Raw genomic sequence first — 13,158 nt, 5'->3', positions numbered from 1 at the left:
ACCAGTTCGTCACCTGTGTCGGGAACCTATGGGTGTCGATGGAGCGTGTCAAGGGCTCACGAACCGACTGCCCACACGGTTCCCACAGGGCAGGCAAGCGATTTCCGGACCTTCGTGCACGCTCCCGCCATATCGACTGTCGTCGTCGCCAGGGGAGGGATCCCGTGCTATGGTTCCCCGAAATTTTCGGGATCGTTGCAGAGGGTCGGTATGACGGAGAACCGATCGCCGGACGTGCTCGGCCCCACCACCATCGCGACCATCGCCCGGGAGGTGGGGGTCTCGGCGGCGACCGTCTCGAAGGTTCTCAACGGCCGGTCCGACGTGGCTGCCGGCACCAGGGCGCGGGTCGAGGCCAGTCTGGAGCGACACCGGTATCGTCGCCGCGCCCGACGGTCCCCGGGTGCGGGACAGATCGAGCTGGTGTTCCACGAGTTCGGTTCGGACTGGGCCCTGGAGATCATCCGTGGTGTCGAGGCCGTCGCCGCCCTGCCTCCGGTGAACCTGGTGCTCTCCCAGCTCGGCGGGGCACGTCGACCGCCGCAGTCCTGGGTGGACGCGGTGCTCGCCCGGCGCCCGCTCGGCGTGCTGCTGGTCATGTGCAACCTGACCGACCAGCAGCGACGACGGTTCGACCGGCAGTCGATCCCGGTGGTGGTGATCGACAACGACAGCGCCAGCGCCGCCTCGGTGCCGGCGGTCGGCTCGAACAACTGGAACGGTGGCCTGCTGGCCACCCGTCACCTGTTGGAGCTCGGTCACCGGCGGGTCGCGGTCATCTCCGGTCCGCAGGACGTGCTCTGCGCGCGGGCGCGGACGGCGGGGTTCCGCTGCGCGCACGAGGAGATGGGCGTACCCGTCGCACCCGACCTGGTCCGCTTCGGCAACTTCCACGTCGACGCCGGCTACACCCACGGCATGCAGTTGCTCGATCGCCCGGACCGCCCGACGGCCGTCTTCGCCGGGTCCGACCTCCAGGCGATGGGGGTGCTGCGCGCCGCCCGGCAACTCGGCCTGGACGTGCCCGGGGACCTCTCCGTGGTCGGCTACGACAACCTGCCCATGTCGGCCTGGATCGGACCCGCGCTCACCACCGTCCACCAGCCGCTGCGCGACATGGCCGGTACGGCGACCCAGATGCTGCTCGACCTCGCGAACGGGGTCGCGCTGCCGACCAGCCGCATCGACCTGGTCGCCGAGTTGATGATCCGCGAGAGCACCGCCCCTCCACCCACCTGAGCGACCTGCTGCGAGGTGCCATGCCCCTGTTCGACCTGCCCCTGGACGACCTGCGACGGTATGCCCCGGCCGTGCCGGAGCCCGCCGACTTCGACGCCTTCTGGCAGGACACCCTGCACGCGTCGGCGGCGACACCGGTGCTCATCGACGTCCGGCCCGAGCCGACCGACCTTCGTCTCGTCGACAGCTGGGACGTCACGTTCGCCGGGTTCGCCGGGGAGCCGGTCCGGGCCTGGTACACCCGCCCCTCCGGGGTGGACGGACCGCTGCCGGTGGTGGTGGAGTACGTCGGCTACGGGCGTGGCCGGGGCCTGCCGCACGAGCGGCTGACCTGGCCGGTGGCCGGGTACGCGCACCTGCTGATGGACGCCCGGGGCCAGTCCGGCCTCTACGGCCTGGGTGACACGCCCGACCCGCACGGCGCGACGCCCGGCGGGCCGACGCCGGTGACCCGGGGCATCCTGGCGCCGGAGGGCTACTACTACCGCCGGCTCGTCACCGACGCGGTCCGGGCCGTGCACGCCGCCCGTGCCCTGCCCGGCGCCGACCCGGCGCGGACGGTCGCCGCCGGCAACAGCCAGGGCGGGGGACTGGCGCTGGCCGTCGCCGGTCTGGTGCCCGACCTCGCCGCGCTGGTCACCTCCGCGCCGTTCCTGTGTCACGTGCAGCGGGCCATCGAGATCACCGACGCCGGCCCGTACGGCGACATCGTCACCTACCTCGCGGTGCACCGGGAGGCGGAGGCGGCGGTGCGGCGCACCCTGTCCTACGTCGACGGGGTCAGCTTCGCCCGGCGGGCCCAGGCGCCAGCGCACTTCGGGATCGGCCTGCGGGACACCGTCTGTCCGCCGAGCACCGGTTTCGCCGCCTACAACCAGTACGGTGCCGCCACCGGCGGTCCCGCCCCGCAGCGGAGCATGCACGTGTACCCGTTCAACGGCCACGAGCACGGCGACGCGACCCACGTGCGCCGTCAGCTGCGGTGGTTGGCCGACCTGTTCTCCGGGGCGGTGGACGGGCCCGGGGCACCGAAACTTCCGGAGACGTCGGTCGGGACCGGCTGAGGGCCTGGCCACAGCGTGATCCCGCTGTGGGACGCGCCGCGCTCCCATTCCGCAGGGCCGAAAGTGTGTCGGTGCGCGTTGAGCTTTCCGACGTGTTTCGATACTGTTTTCGATACAACAGCCTCGATCTACTCATGGTGGCGGGCTGCAGGCACCGACCGGCGCGGCTCACGGGCAACCGCGCAGACGGCGGGAGCCACCATGTTTGGGCAGTAGTCGGGGCCGGCTTCCATCAAGCACGGCTTCGTCGAAAGGCTCATGCCATGAACAACGCCTTCGCCCGCAACAGCGGGCGTCCGGCTTCCCGACTGCGGCCACGCATCGCGTTGGTCGCGGCCGCCGTCGGTCTCGCCCTCATCTCCACCAGCGTGGTGGTGGCCTCCAGCGCGAGCGCCGCGACCACCCTGGGCGCCTCGGCCGCCGAGAAGGGCCGCTACTTCGGCACGGCCGTGGCGGCGAACAAGCTCTCCGACTCCACCTACGTCGGCATCCTGAACCGCGAGTTCAACTCGGTCACGGCCGAGAACGAGATGAAGATCGACGCGACGGAGCCGCAGCAGGGGCAGTTCAACTTCGCCAACGCGGACCGGATCGTCAACCACGCCATCTCGCGCGGCATGTCCGTCCGGGGCCACACGCTGGCCTGGCACTCGCAGCAGCCGGGCTGGATGCAGAACATGTCCGGCACCCAGTTGCGTAACGCCATGCTCAACCACGTGACCCGGGTCGCGACCTACTACCGGGGCAAGATCCATTCCTGGGACGTGGTGAACGAGGCGTTCGCCGACGGTGACAGTGGCGCCCGGCGCGACTCGAACCTGCAGCGCACCGGTAACGACTGGATCGAGGCGGCGTTCCGGGCCGCCCGGGCGGCGGACCCGGGCGCGAAGCTCTGCTACAACGACTACAACACCGACAACTGGAACTGGGCCAAGACCCAGGCCGTCTACCGGATGGTCCAGGACTTCAAGAACCGGGGCGTACCGATCGACTGCGTCGGGTTCCAGTCGCACTTCAACGCCCAGTCGGCGTACAACAGCAACTACCGCACCACGCTGTCCAGCTTCGCCGCGCTCGGCGTGGACGTGCAGATCACCGAGCTGGACATCGAGGGCTCCGGCACCTCGCAGGCCAACACCTACCGCAGTGTGGTCAACGACTGCCTCGCGGTCGCCCGCTGCACCGGCATCACGGTGTGGGGCATCCGGGACACCGACTCGTGGCGCTCCTACGGCACCCCGCTGCTCTTCGACGGCAGCGGCAACAAGAAGGCCGCGTACAACTCGACGCTGGAGGCCCTGAACGCGGGCACCACCCCGCCGCCCACCACCACGCCGCCGACCACCACGCCGCCCACGACCCCGCCGCCGACCACCCCGCCGCCCGGCGGATCCGGCTGCACCGCGACCGTGTCGCTGAACTCCTGGACCGGCGGGTTCGTCGCCACAGTGCGGGTCACCGCCGGCTCCAGCAGCCTCAACGGCTGGTCGGTGACGGTGGCGCTGCCCGGCGGCAGCACGGTGACCAACACCTGGAACGCCCAGGGCAGCGGCACCAGCGGCAACGTGACCTTCCGCAACGTCAGCTACAACGGAACCGTCAACGCGGGTACCACCACCGAGTTCGGCTTCCAGGGCAACGGGACCGGCCCGACCGCCACCCCCACCTGCACCGCCAGCTGAGATGAAAGGAAGGGCCCCCTGCTAACGCCTCGTGCATAGCAGGGGGCCCTTGCTAACACCGCACACCGCGCACACACCGCACACCGCGCCCGGCGCGCCGGGCGCGGTGTGCGGGGGTCAGCAGCGGCTGATGCTTGCGTTGGAGAGCGTGACGTTGCTGATGGTCAGGTTGGTGGCACAGGGGTTCTCCACGATCCGGTTGTTGGCCAGCGTGAAGTTCCGCAGGGTGATGTCCCGGTTGCCGGGGAACTCGGCACGGGCCGCCAGGCGGACCTCCCCGCCACCGCTGATGGTGCCGCCGCCCGCCGCGATGTCCACGCCGGTGCAGTTCTCGATCAGGACGGCGTTGTTGCCGGTGTTGGCGATGTCCACCCGGTTGATCGCCGTGCCGCCGGACTCCGAGACGCAGAAGACGCCCCGGCCGCCGCCGCGCGCGCGGACCGTACCGACCCGGATGTTGATCGGGTACGACGAGCCGATCCGACCCGCGCGGTTGGCGACCCGGAAGGCGGCGTAACCGGTACCCGTGCCGGCGTTCTCCGCGTCCACGGTGGTCACCGTGGCGTTGATGGTCTCGTTGAGCAGCAGGCCCGACTCGCCGACGTTGCGGGCGGTCACCGTGCCGATGGTCAGCCCGTCCACCCCGTACGTCTCGACCGCGTGTGCCCGGGCGCCGGAGACGTACACGTTGTCGATGCGGATGTTGCGTGACCACTGGCTGGTGTCGCCCCGGTTGTCGATGCGGACGCCCAGACCGCCGGAGAGCCGCATGTCGATCTGCCCGAGGATCACGTTGGTGACGTTGCGCATGAAGATGCCGTACAACGGGGCGCCGGTGACGCTGAGGTTCTGCACCTCGACCTGGGTGGTGCCGCGGGAGTAGATCGGGGCCTGGTCGCCGGTGCCGGACCCGGTGACGTTGATGGTGCCGCACACGTCGATCGTGGTGTAGCTGGGCAGCGAGATGCGGGACCCGGCGCTGATCGTTCCGGAGCCCCGGACCACGACCCGCTGCTTGCTGGTCCGGCCGGCGCTGAGGCTGTTCACCGCCGCCTGGACGGCGGCGCGCATGTCGGTGCCGGTGTAGACCGTGCTGCCGCCGTTACGGGCGGTCCAGGTGCCGCCGTTCAGGACGGCCTCCGCCTGGAACGCGCCGCTGCCGCAGCCGCTGGAGCCGCCCAGGACGGCCAACTGCCACTGCTGGTTGGTGCCGCCGACGTCCTGGTACTGCGAGATCATGCCGCCGTCCGCGGTGGACCACTCCCACACGTCGAGCGCCTTGTTGGAGTGTCGGTTGACGAAGCGGACGTAACCGCTGTCGGAGTCGGCCAACCGGAAGTGCTGCCGGTTGTTGCCGCTGACCGGCGCGTTCTGCACGAGTTGGACGCCGTCGTTGGCGTTGGGCAGTTCGAGGACCTTGCCGCTGTGCACGGAGCGGATCTGGTAGTAGCCGTTGCCCACGTCGACGAAGCGCCACTGCTGCACCGCCGCGTCGTTGCGGGTGAACTGGTTGACCGGGGCGTTGTCGGCGGTGGACCAGTTCCACACGTCCATCGCCTTGCCGCTGTGCCGGTTGACGAACACGTACGTGGCGTTGGGGTCGACGGTGGCGGCCCGTGCGGCCGGCGCGGCGACCGTCTCGGCGGTGCCGAGGAGCACCAGCGCGGCGACGACCACCAGGCCGAGGCGTGGTCGTCCCTTCGTTGTCCTGAGCAGCATGCGGTTCCTCCGGTGTGGGGATCGGTGGTGGTTGGCTAGGGCGTGGCGACGCCCGCGCGGCCGTGAACCGCGCGGGCGCCGCCGGGTGGCGAGGGGTACGCCGGTCCGGGTCAGGCGATCGCGCAGGGCGTGGTGTTGAGGGTGAAGGCCGACGGTGCGGCGGTGTTGCCGCCGTGGGTGGCCTGGAAGCCGATGGTCACCGAGGCGTTGGGCGCGATGGTGCCGTTGTAGGCGGCGTTACGGGCGGTCACCGCGCCTGAGGTCGGGGCGTAGGTGGCGTTCCAGCCGCCGGTGATGCTCTGACCACCGGGCAGCGTGAAGGCCAGGCTCCAGCCGTTGACCGTGGTCGGGCCGGTGTTGGTGATCGTCACCGAGGCGGTCAGCCCGGTGTTCCAGGCGTTGACCGTGTACCCCACCCGGCAACCCGCGCCCGGCGGCACGGTCGGGCTGGGCGGCACGGTCGGGGTCGGCGGCGGGGTGGTGGGGGTGATCGTCGGCGTCGGGGTGGTGGTCGGCGGCGTGCTGTCCAGACCGAAGAACCGCAGCGCACCGGCGGCGTCGACCGGCAGGTTGTGCGACACACCCTGCATGCTGATCGCCTCGACCGGCGCGGTGCCGCCGCTGCCCCCGTACCGGGTCCGGGTGTAGCCGGCCTGCGGACTGTCGGTCGTCGTCGGGGTCTGGCTCACCCCGTGCACGTTCGTCCACTGCTTGACCTGCTCGCCGAAGTTCGGATACCGCAGGATGTCGTCGTTGGTGCCGTGCCAGATCTGCATGCGCGGTCGTGCTCCGGTGTAGCCCGGGTACGCGGCGCGGACCAGGTCACCCCACTGCTGCGGGGTACGCGTCACCTGCCCGTTGGCGCACTCGCTGTTCCACTCCGAGCCGTTGGTGGTGGCGAAGCAGCCGAACGGTACGCCCGCGAACGCCGCCCCGGCGGCGAACACGTCCGGATAGACCCCGAGCAGCACATTGGTCATCATCGCGCCGGACGAGACGCCGGTGACGAAGATCCGTGCCGGGTCGACCGGGTAGCGCTGCCGGACGTGGTCCACCATCGACATGATGCCCACCGGATCGCTGCCGCCACCCCGGCGCAGCGCCTGCGGCGAGGAGACGTCGAAGCACTGGCTGCTGCGGGTCACCGACGGGTAGACGACGATGTAGCCATACCGGTCGGCCAGTGCCGCGAACTGGGTGCCGGAGTGCAGGGCCGGTCCGCTTCCGGTGCAGTAGTGCACCGCGACCAGCAGCCCCGGCCGGGGCGCGACCCGGTCGGGCACGTAGAGGTACATGCGCAGGTTGCTCGGGTTGGTGCCGAAGTTGGTGACCTCGGTCAGTGTCGCTGCCGAAGCGGGTGTCGGGACCGACAGCGCGGCCAGCGCCGTCAACGCGATGGCCGCCAGGGCGGCGCACCACAGTCTGATCGCCGTTCTCATCGGGACGTGTCCTCCGGACGGGGGTGCGGACAGGGCGGTGTTCCGATCGAGGGCTGCCCGGTGCCCGTGGTCGTCCGGCTCAGGAACATCGATGATTATCAGTCGGCAGGGCGGCGGCTGGCAAGACGCACGACCCGTCCCGGCTGGCGCGGGACTGTCAGCGCCGCCTGACCGGGGTGCCCGTGCTCACTGCTCGTCGTCGACCACGTCGGTCTCGCCGTCGTGGGAGAAGAGCGACGGCAGGTGCTCGTCGGGTTGCGGCGCCTGCGCCGGGTCGTGGTGCGGATCGCCGTCGGGGGAGAAGAGCACCTGGTCGGTCTTCGCGGTCTTCTCGCGTTCTTCCTCCGGCTCGGTCACGACCCTCTCCTCCGCTCGTGGGCGTTGCTCCCCGACGCTACGGGCGGCCGACGGCACGCCAGGTGCGGCGATGCCGCCGACCACCCGAACGGGGTCAGGGCCGCAACAGCACCGGACCGGCGTCGATCCGGGTCCGGAACAGTGCGTACGGCTTGCGTCGCAGGTCCCGTCCCCGGTTGAACGGCGGCTGCCGGTGCACCTGGTTGGCGATCACGTACAGGTGCCGGTCGGTGGCCACGCTGAGCGTGTCCGGCCAGAGCAGCCGTGCGTCGTGCACCACGGTCTCGTACTCGCCGTCGGGTCGTCGGCGCAGCACGGCGTTGTGTTCGTAGTTGGTCAGGTAGAGGCGTCCGGCGTCGTCGGACTCCAGCCCGTCGGCGCCGCCGCCCTTGTCGCCCTCGTCCATCACGGTCGCCGCCACCGCCGCGTCGGTCAGGGGCCGGTCGGCCAGTGCGTCGGTGGCGACGCTGTACCAGCGGCGGGTGGCGAGGGCGCAGTAGTAGAGCCGGGCCCCGTCGGCGGAGATGGCGATGCCGTCCGCGCCGACGCCCACCGGTTGGGGCGGGCCGTCCGGCGGCCGGACCAGGAACGGGCGGCCCTCGACCACCGGGCGGAAGTCCGCCAGCGGCGCGGCCTTGGTCGACGGATGGTCGTTGAGCCGCCGCCAGGACTCGCCGCTGGCCAGGTCGACCACGATCAGCGCGTTCGGCGCCCCGTCGGCCGAGTCGGTGAGGTACGCCAGGCCCGCCTCGCCGCGCCGCAGGTCGAAGCGGACGTCGTTGAGGTACGAGGTGGGCAGTGCCACGTCGGGCGGGAACGTGATCACCTGGGCGACGGTGTCGGTACGCAGGTCGATCCGGACCAGTTTCGGCCCGCCCGGCTCGGTCGGTTGGAACATCGGGCTGCCGGTGTCGAGCACCCAGAGCCGGTCGGCGGGGTCGACGACGACGCTCTGCACGGACACGAAGGCCGAGGTGTCGTCGTTGCCGGACGGGGTGTTCCACGCCCGGTCGGGATAGGGGACCTCGCGTCCGCGTCGCAGCTCGACCACGGTCGCGGGCACCTCGTCGCCCCAGCGGGGAAAGTTGACGAAGATTCGTCCCCGGTGCGAGACGGTGACCCCGGTCGGCATCGGGCCGCGGAAGCGGTGCACCACGTCCAGCTTGCCGACCGGCTCGTCGGTGGGTATTCCGTTGCGCATCTGCGACCTCCCGGAAGATACCGGCATCGGTTGATCTCTCTGTATCAATCATTGCAAATCGGTCAGGCGGTTCGACACCTCGCGTCAGCCATCCGACCCGCCGTCGGCCGGAAATCCATTCGTCACGCAACCGTCATGCGTCCGCGCGGTACCCGCCACCTGCCGGCGGCAGGGTGGGGCCGACCCCCTCTGACGTGGAAAGGAGCGCGCTATGGCCGTTGCACTGGACGACCACCTGGTCACCCTGACCTGCGACAACTGCGGTGACATCGTCACCGGGTCGGGTGCGCCCTCGGGCGGCGAGGTGGTGTGGACGCTGCTCTCCGAGCACGGGTGGAGCGGCTCCCCGCTCGCCGACGGCCCGCACCGATGCGCCCACTGCACCCGACTCGGCCCGGCCCCCGACGGCGTACCGGGAGGCGTCACCGGCATCGAGCACCTCGACGGCGTGACCGTGGTGACCATCGCCGGTGACGTCGACCTCGACACCGGCGACGCCCTGGAGTTGGCGTTGCGGCACGCGACCGACATGGGCGGCCACGTGGTGGTCGACCTCGGCCGCACCGACCTGATCGACTCGACCGCGCTGGGCCTGCTCGTCCGGGCCCACCACCGCGTCGCCGAGCGTGGCGCGACCCTCTGTGTCGCGGCGAGATCGCCGCTGATCCGTCAGGTGCTGCGGGTCACCCGCCTGGACGAGGTCTTCCCGCTCGTCGAGACCCGCGCCGACGCGCTGGCCCGCCTCGACGCCACCGACCCGGCCCGCTGACCGCCGGCCGGCTCCGCAGGCCACCTGAGGCCCGCCGGCCGCCGGCCGACGCCACCACCGATCCGGCCCGCTGACCGACGGAATTCGCTGGCCCCCTGGTGGCCGGAACGGACGCCGCCCTCGACTCCGTAGCGGGAGCGAGGGCGGGGCGGTCGGCGCAGGGCCGGGGTGATCGTGTCGCCCGATCCCGGGCCCTGGGGGAGGGGCCCGGGATCGGACCGGCCGCGGGACCCGGCCGGGGATAGGCGACTCGAACCGATCCGGCCCGCCCGTACCAACCGGTGCCTGGCGGTACGGGCGAGCCGGAGCTCAGTGGCGGCTGCGCCTGGTATTGGCCAGCCGCAGGGCGTTGCAGACGTCCAGCACACCCTCGACGTCCCAGGCCAGCTCGCTGGCGGCGCGGCGGGTCTCCGCGCTGCCGACCAACCCGGTGAGGATCACCACGCTGTTCTGCACCATCACGGTGATCTGCTGCCGCCGGGTGGTCCAGTCGGCGCTCAGCCGCTGGGCGACCAGGGCGGCCAGTCGGACGTCCTCGTCGTGATGCTGCGGTTCGTCCCAGAGCGCGCGGAAGGAGTGGTCGTCCGGCATCGGCCAGGGCCACGGCATCACCACAGCGGTCTCCTTCGTCGTCGACGCCGGCGACGCGAGGCGCCGTCCCGATCGACCACCACACTGCGCAACGACCTTGGAGTGGACCGCACGGTTGGATGACATTTGCATGACAGATCCTGCCGGTGCCCGCCGCCGACCGGTGCCCGCGCCCGACGGTCGGGCCTGTCCCGGCGCGGCGGCTGTGCGGCGGAAGGCCAGGTCAGAGCGGTGAGGTGACCGGCGGCGGCGTGTCGTCGGCCCGGTCCGCGGCGGGCAACCACAACACGAAGACGCTGCCCGTTCCGGGCCGGGAGAAGACCGCGGCCTGCCCGCCGTGCGACTCCACGATCTGCCGCACGATCGCCAGCCCGAGTCCGGTACGCCGATCACCCGGCTCGCCCCGCCCGGACTCGCCGCGCCAGAACCGGTCGAAGACCCGGCGCTGGTCGTCCTCGGCGATACCCGGTCCCTCGTCCGCCACCGCCAGCCACAACCAGCCGCCCGCACGCCCTGTCGCCACCTGGACGGCTCCGCCCAGCGGGGAGAGGCGTACCGCGTTGGAGAGCAGGTTGCCCGCCGCCCGACGCAGGGCGTCCGGGTCGCCGATGAGCCCCAGGTCGGTGCCGAGCGCGTACCGCAGCCGCAGCCCGCGCCCGGCGGCCAGCGGGGCGAAGTCCTCGCCCGCCTCGCGTGCCACCGCGCTCAGGTCGACGTCGGTGTCGGCCATCGCGTCGGCGTCCCGGCGCGCGGTGGCCAGCAGGTCCTCCACCAGCCGCGACATCCGGGTGGTGGCCCGGTCGATCGTCGCCACCGCCGCCGTCCGTTCCGGCTCGGTGGCCTCCGGCGAGTTCAGCGAGGCGTCCAGGTTCGCCCGGATGATCGCCAACGGACTGCGCAACTCGTGTGAGGCGTCGTCGATGAGCTGACGTTGGGCGTGGAAGGCGTGGTCCAGCCGATCCAGCATCGAGTCGATGGTGTCGCCGAGATCCCGCAGCTCGTCGCGGGGACCGGCCAGCCGGATCCGGCGGGACAGGTCGGTGGCCTGGATGTCCCGGGCGGTACGCGCGATCGCGCCCACCGGACGCAACGCCCGCCCCGACAGCACCCACCCGATGCCGAGACTCGCCACGAAGAGTCCACCGAGCGCGATCAGCGAGTAGTCCCGGACGGTCTGCAACAGTCGCAGATTGACCTCGTCCTCTATCTGCTGCACCTCGGCCACCTCGATGGTGGTGCCGGTGGCCACCGTCCGGCCGTCGGCCTTCTGCTTGTAGAGCTGCGCCTCGTACCGTTTGGAGATCGGCTTCGGGTCGACCGCCCGGTCCACCGCCACGTACGCCACCGCCAGCCCCGCCCCGGCCAGCGCGAACAACAGCGTCGAGTAGAGCACCGTCAACCGGAACCGGATCGACCGGAACAGCCTCACGCCGCCACCTCGCTCACGCCGCCACCTCTCGCAACCGGTAGCCGCGCCCGATCACCGTCTCGATCGGTGGCTCGGTGTCGGTGCCGGTGAGTTTGCGCCGCAGCGTACCCACGGTGACCCGGACCGTCTCGGTGAACGGGTCGGCGTTGGCGTCCCAGACGTGCTCCAGCAGCTCCTCGGCGGGCACCACCCGGCCCGGATGCGTCATCAGGTACTCCAGCACCCCGAACTCCTTGCGGGTGAGCTGGAGTTCCCGTACGCCCCGACGGGCCTCCTGCCGCGCCACGTCCAGGCTCAACGCCCCCACGGTCAGCACCACCCCGGTGCCGCCGGTGTCCCGCCGCAACAGGGCCCGCACCCGCGCCAACAGCTCGACGAGGGCGAACGGCTTCACCAGGTAGTCGTCCGCGCCCTCGTCGAGCCCGCGTACCCGGTCACCGAGCGCGCCACGGGCGGTGAGCATCAACACGCGCAGGTCCCGCCCACCGGCGACCTCGACCGCGCCGGAGCGGATCGCCCGGCACACCGCGAAGCCGTCCTCGTCGGGCAGGTTGACGTCCAACAGCATCAGGTCGTACGCGTTGACCAGCAGCAGCTCGTACGCCTGCGCCGCGTCCACCGCGACGTCGACGGCGTAACCGGCGCGGACCAGCCCGAGCCGCAACGCGCCGGCCAGGTCCTCCTCGTCCTCCACCACGAGCAGCCGCATCTGTCCGTCACCCTCTCGCGATCAGCCTCTGCGCCACCTGCGACGCGCGGTCGATCGGGACCGCGAAGCCGATCCCGATGTTGCCGCCCCCCTCCAGTGTGGCGATGGCGGTGTTGACCCCGACCACCTCGCCCCGCCCGTTGACCAACGGCCCGCCCGAATTGCCGGGGTTGATGGACGCGTCGGTCTGCACCGCCGGTTGCCGGGTGCTGCCGCCACCGAGCCGGACCGGGCGGTCCAGCGCGCTGACGATCCCGGCGGTCACCGTGCCGGAGAGCCCCAGCGGCGAACCGACGGCGAGCACCGGTTCGCCCACCCGAGTCTGCCCGGTGGGGGCGAGCGGCAGGGGGCGCAGCCCGTTGCCCGGATCGACACGTAGCACGGCGATGTCCGTACCCGGGTCACGGCCGACCAACCGCGCGGTCAACCGACGGCCGTCCTGACCGACCACCTGGATCGTGCCGCCCCGGGCCACCACGTGGTCGTTGGTGACCACATGCCCCCGACCGTCGATCAGGAAACCGGAACCGGAGGCACCGCGCCCGCCGGACGAGGTCTGCACCGACACCACCCCGGCCAGCACCCGGTCGGCGGCGGCCACCAGGTCACCCCCGGGGCCGAGGGCGAGCGGCGGCGCGGCGGCCTCCGCCGCCTCCGGCAGATCGTCGCGGGCGGCGAGGTGACCGGCCACGCCACCGGCGCCCGCCGAGACCGCCACCAGCGTCAACCCGACCAGCAACAACCGGGGCCACCGGGACGGGCCGCCGCCGGGGGAGACGTCCGGCGGCGTGTCCGGCCCGACCGGCCCACCCGGCACGGCGGGTACGACCGGCGGCGCCGACGCGACTCCCGGTACGCCCGCCGTGGCGGCATCGCCATGCAGGTTCGGGGAGACGAACCGCGGCCCGCGCGGCTCACCGAGGCCCGGAATCGTGCTCGTCATGAACTGTCCCTTCGAA

At 71.7% G+C, this 13,158-nt stretch carries 12 protein-coding genes; 4 read left to right on the top strand and 8 right to left on the bottom strand.

The window, feature by feature from the left end:
• Window positions 1-210 precede the first annotated feature (210 nt).
• From ACFYTT_RS23215 to ACFYTT_RS23205, 3 genes are all read left to right on the top strand, one after another.
• A complete protein-coding gene (locus ACFYTT_RS23215) occupies window positions 211-1,239 on the top strand; it encodes a LacI family DNA-binding transcriptional regulator (RefSeq protein WP_176094304.1) in 1,029 nt (342 codons plus the stop codon).
• A gap of 20 nt (window positions 1,240-1,259) precedes the next feature.
• The gene (locus tag ACFYTT_RS23210) at window positions 1,260-2,303 is read left to right on the top strand and encodes an acetylxylan esterase (RefSeq protein WP_387262097.1); all 1,044 of its coding nucleotides are present in this window, start codon (window positions 1,260-1,262) and stop codon (window positions 2,301-2,303) included.
• A 263-nt stretch (window positions 2,304-2,566) separates the two neighbouring features.
• Window positions 2,567-3,985 (top strand): endo-1,4-beta-xylanase, encoded by a 1,419-nt coding sequence (locus tag ACFYTT_RS23205; RefSeq protein WP_387262094.1) that lies wholly within the window; start codon window positions 2,567-2,569, stop codon window positions 3,983-3,985.
• Between the two features lie 117 nt (window positions 3,986-4,102).
• On the opposite strand, the gene ACFYTT_RS23200 is transcribed toward ACFYTT_RS23205, so the two are convergent.
• From ACFYTT_RS23200 to ACFYTT_RS23185, 4 genes are all read right to left on the bottom strand, one after another.
• Window positions 4,103-5,704: an RICIN domain-containing protein gene (locus tag ACFYTT_RS23200; RefSeq protein WP_387262091.1), complete on the bottom strand. Its 1,602-nt coding sequence runs from the start codon at window positions 5,702-5,704 to the stop codon at window positions 4,103-4,105.
• Window positions 5,705-5,814: 110 nt separating this feature from the next.
• Complete coding sequence (locus ACFYTT_RS23195) at window positions 5,815-7,143, bottom strand: PHB depolymerase family esterase (RefSeq protein WP_176093868.1); 1,329 nt, start codon at window positions 7,141-7,143, stop codon at window positions 5,815-5,817.
• A gap of 186 nt (window positions 7,144-7,329) precedes the next feature.
• Window positions 7,330-7,500: a hypothetical protein gene (locus ACFYTT_RS23190; RefSeq protein ID WP_162854384.1), complete on the bottom strand. Its 171-nt coding sequence runs from the start codon at window positions 7,498-7,500 to the stop codon at window positions 7,330-7,332.
• Window positions 7,501-7,594: 94 nt separating this feature from the next.
• A complete protein-coding gene (locus tag ACFYTT_RS23185) occupies window positions 7,595-8,701 on the bottom strand; it encodes an L-dopachrome tautomerase-related protein (RefSeq protein ID WP_387262088.1) in 1,107 nt (368 codons plus the stop codon).
• 211 nt (window positions 8,702-8,912) lie between these two features.
• Here ACFYTT_RS23185 and ACFYTT_RS23180 point away from each other — a divergent pair, with 211 nt between their 5' ends.
• Window positions 8,913-9,470 carry an STAS domain-containing protein gene (locus ACFYTT_RS23180; RefSeq protein WP_131055733.1) on the top strand — a complete coding sequence of 186 codons (558 nt, stop codon included), beginning with the start codon at window positions 8,913-8,915 and terminating at the stop codon, window positions 9,468-9,470.
• A gap of 309 nt (window positions 9,471-9,779) precedes the next feature.
• On the opposite strand, the gene ACFYTT_RS23175 is transcribed toward ACFYTT_RS23180, so the two are convergent.
• From ACFYTT_RS23175 to ACFYTT_RS23160, 4 genes are all read right to left on the bottom strand, one after another.
• A complete protein-coding gene (locus tag ACFYTT_RS23175) occupies window positions 9,780-10,079 on the bottom strand; it encodes a BON domain-containing protein (protein WP_131057253.1) in 300 nt (99 codons plus the stop codon).
• A gap of 205 nt (window positions 10,080-10,284) precedes the next feature.
• Complete coding sequence (locus ACFYTT_RS23170; protein ID WP_387262085.1) at window positions 10,285-11,490, bottom strand: sensor histidine kinase; 1,206 nt, start codon at window positions 11,488-11,490, stop codon at window positions 10,285-10,287.
• Window positions 11,491-11,503: 13 nt separating this feature from the next.
• Window positions 11,504-12,199 (bottom strand): response regulator transcription factor, encoded by a 696-nt coding sequence (locus ACFYTT_RS23165; RefSeq protein WP_357211848.1) that lies wholly within the window; start codon window positions 12,197-12,199, stop codon window positions 11,504-11,506.
• Between the two features lie 7 nt (window positions 12,200-12,206).
• Window positions 12,207-13,142: a S1C family serine protease gene (locus ACFYTT_RS23160; protein WP_387262081.1), complete on the bottom strand. Its 936-nt coding sequence runs from the start codon at window positions 13,140-13,142 to the stop codon at window positions 12,207-12,209.
• Window positions 13,143-13,158 lie beyond the last annotated feature (16 nt).

This window comes from Micromonospora sp. NPDC003816, from assembly GCF_042874705.1.
Lineage (GTDB): Bacteria > Actinomycetota > Actinomycetes > Mycobacteriales > Micromonosporaceae > Micromonospora.
Note: the sequence above shows the minus strand (reverse complement) of the source record. Positions and strands in the feature narration are given on the sequence as shown.

Coding starts and splice junctions, on each gene's coding strand:
- ACFYTT_RS23215 (WP_176094304.1), top strand. CDS start 211: ATGACGGAGAACCGATCGCCGGACGTGCTCGGCCCCACCACCATCGCG.
- ACFYTT_RS23210 (WP_387262097.1), top strand. CDS start 1,260: ATGCCCCTGTTCGACCTGCCCCTGGACGACCTGCGACGGTATGCCCCG.
- ACFYTT_RS23205 (WP_387262094.1), top strand. CDS start 2,567: ATGAACAACGCCTTCGCCCGCAACAGCGGGCGTCCGGCTTCCCGACTG.
- ACFYTT_RS23200 (WP_387262091.1), bottom strand. CDS start 5,704: ATGCTGCTCAGGACAACGAAGGGACGACCACGCCTCGGCCTGGTGGTC.
- ACFYTT_RS23195 (WP_176093868.1), bottom strand. CDS start 7,143: ATGAGAACGGCGATCAGACTGTGGTGCGCCGCCCTGGCGGCCATCGCG.
- ACFYTT_RS23185 (WP_387262088.1), bottom strand. CDS start 8,701: ATGCGCAACGGAATACCCACCGACGAGCCGGTCGGCAAGCTGGACGTG.
- ACFYTT_RS23180 (WP_131055733.1), top strand. CDS start 8,913: ATGGCCGTTGCACTGGACGACCACCTGGTCACCCTGACCTGCGACAAC.
- ACFYTT_RS23175 (WP_131057253.1), bottom strand. CDS start 10,079: ATGCCGTGGCCCTGGCCGATGCCGGACGACCACTCCTTCCGCGCGCTC.
- ACFYTT_RS23165 (WP_357211848.1), bottom strand. CDS start 12,199: ATGCGGCTGCTCGTGGTGGAGGACGAGGAGGACCTGGCCGGCGCGTTG.
- ACFYTT_RS23160 (WP_387262081.1), bottom strand. CDS start 13,142: ATGACGAGCACGATTCCGGGCCTCGGTGAGCCGCGCGGGCCGCGGTTC.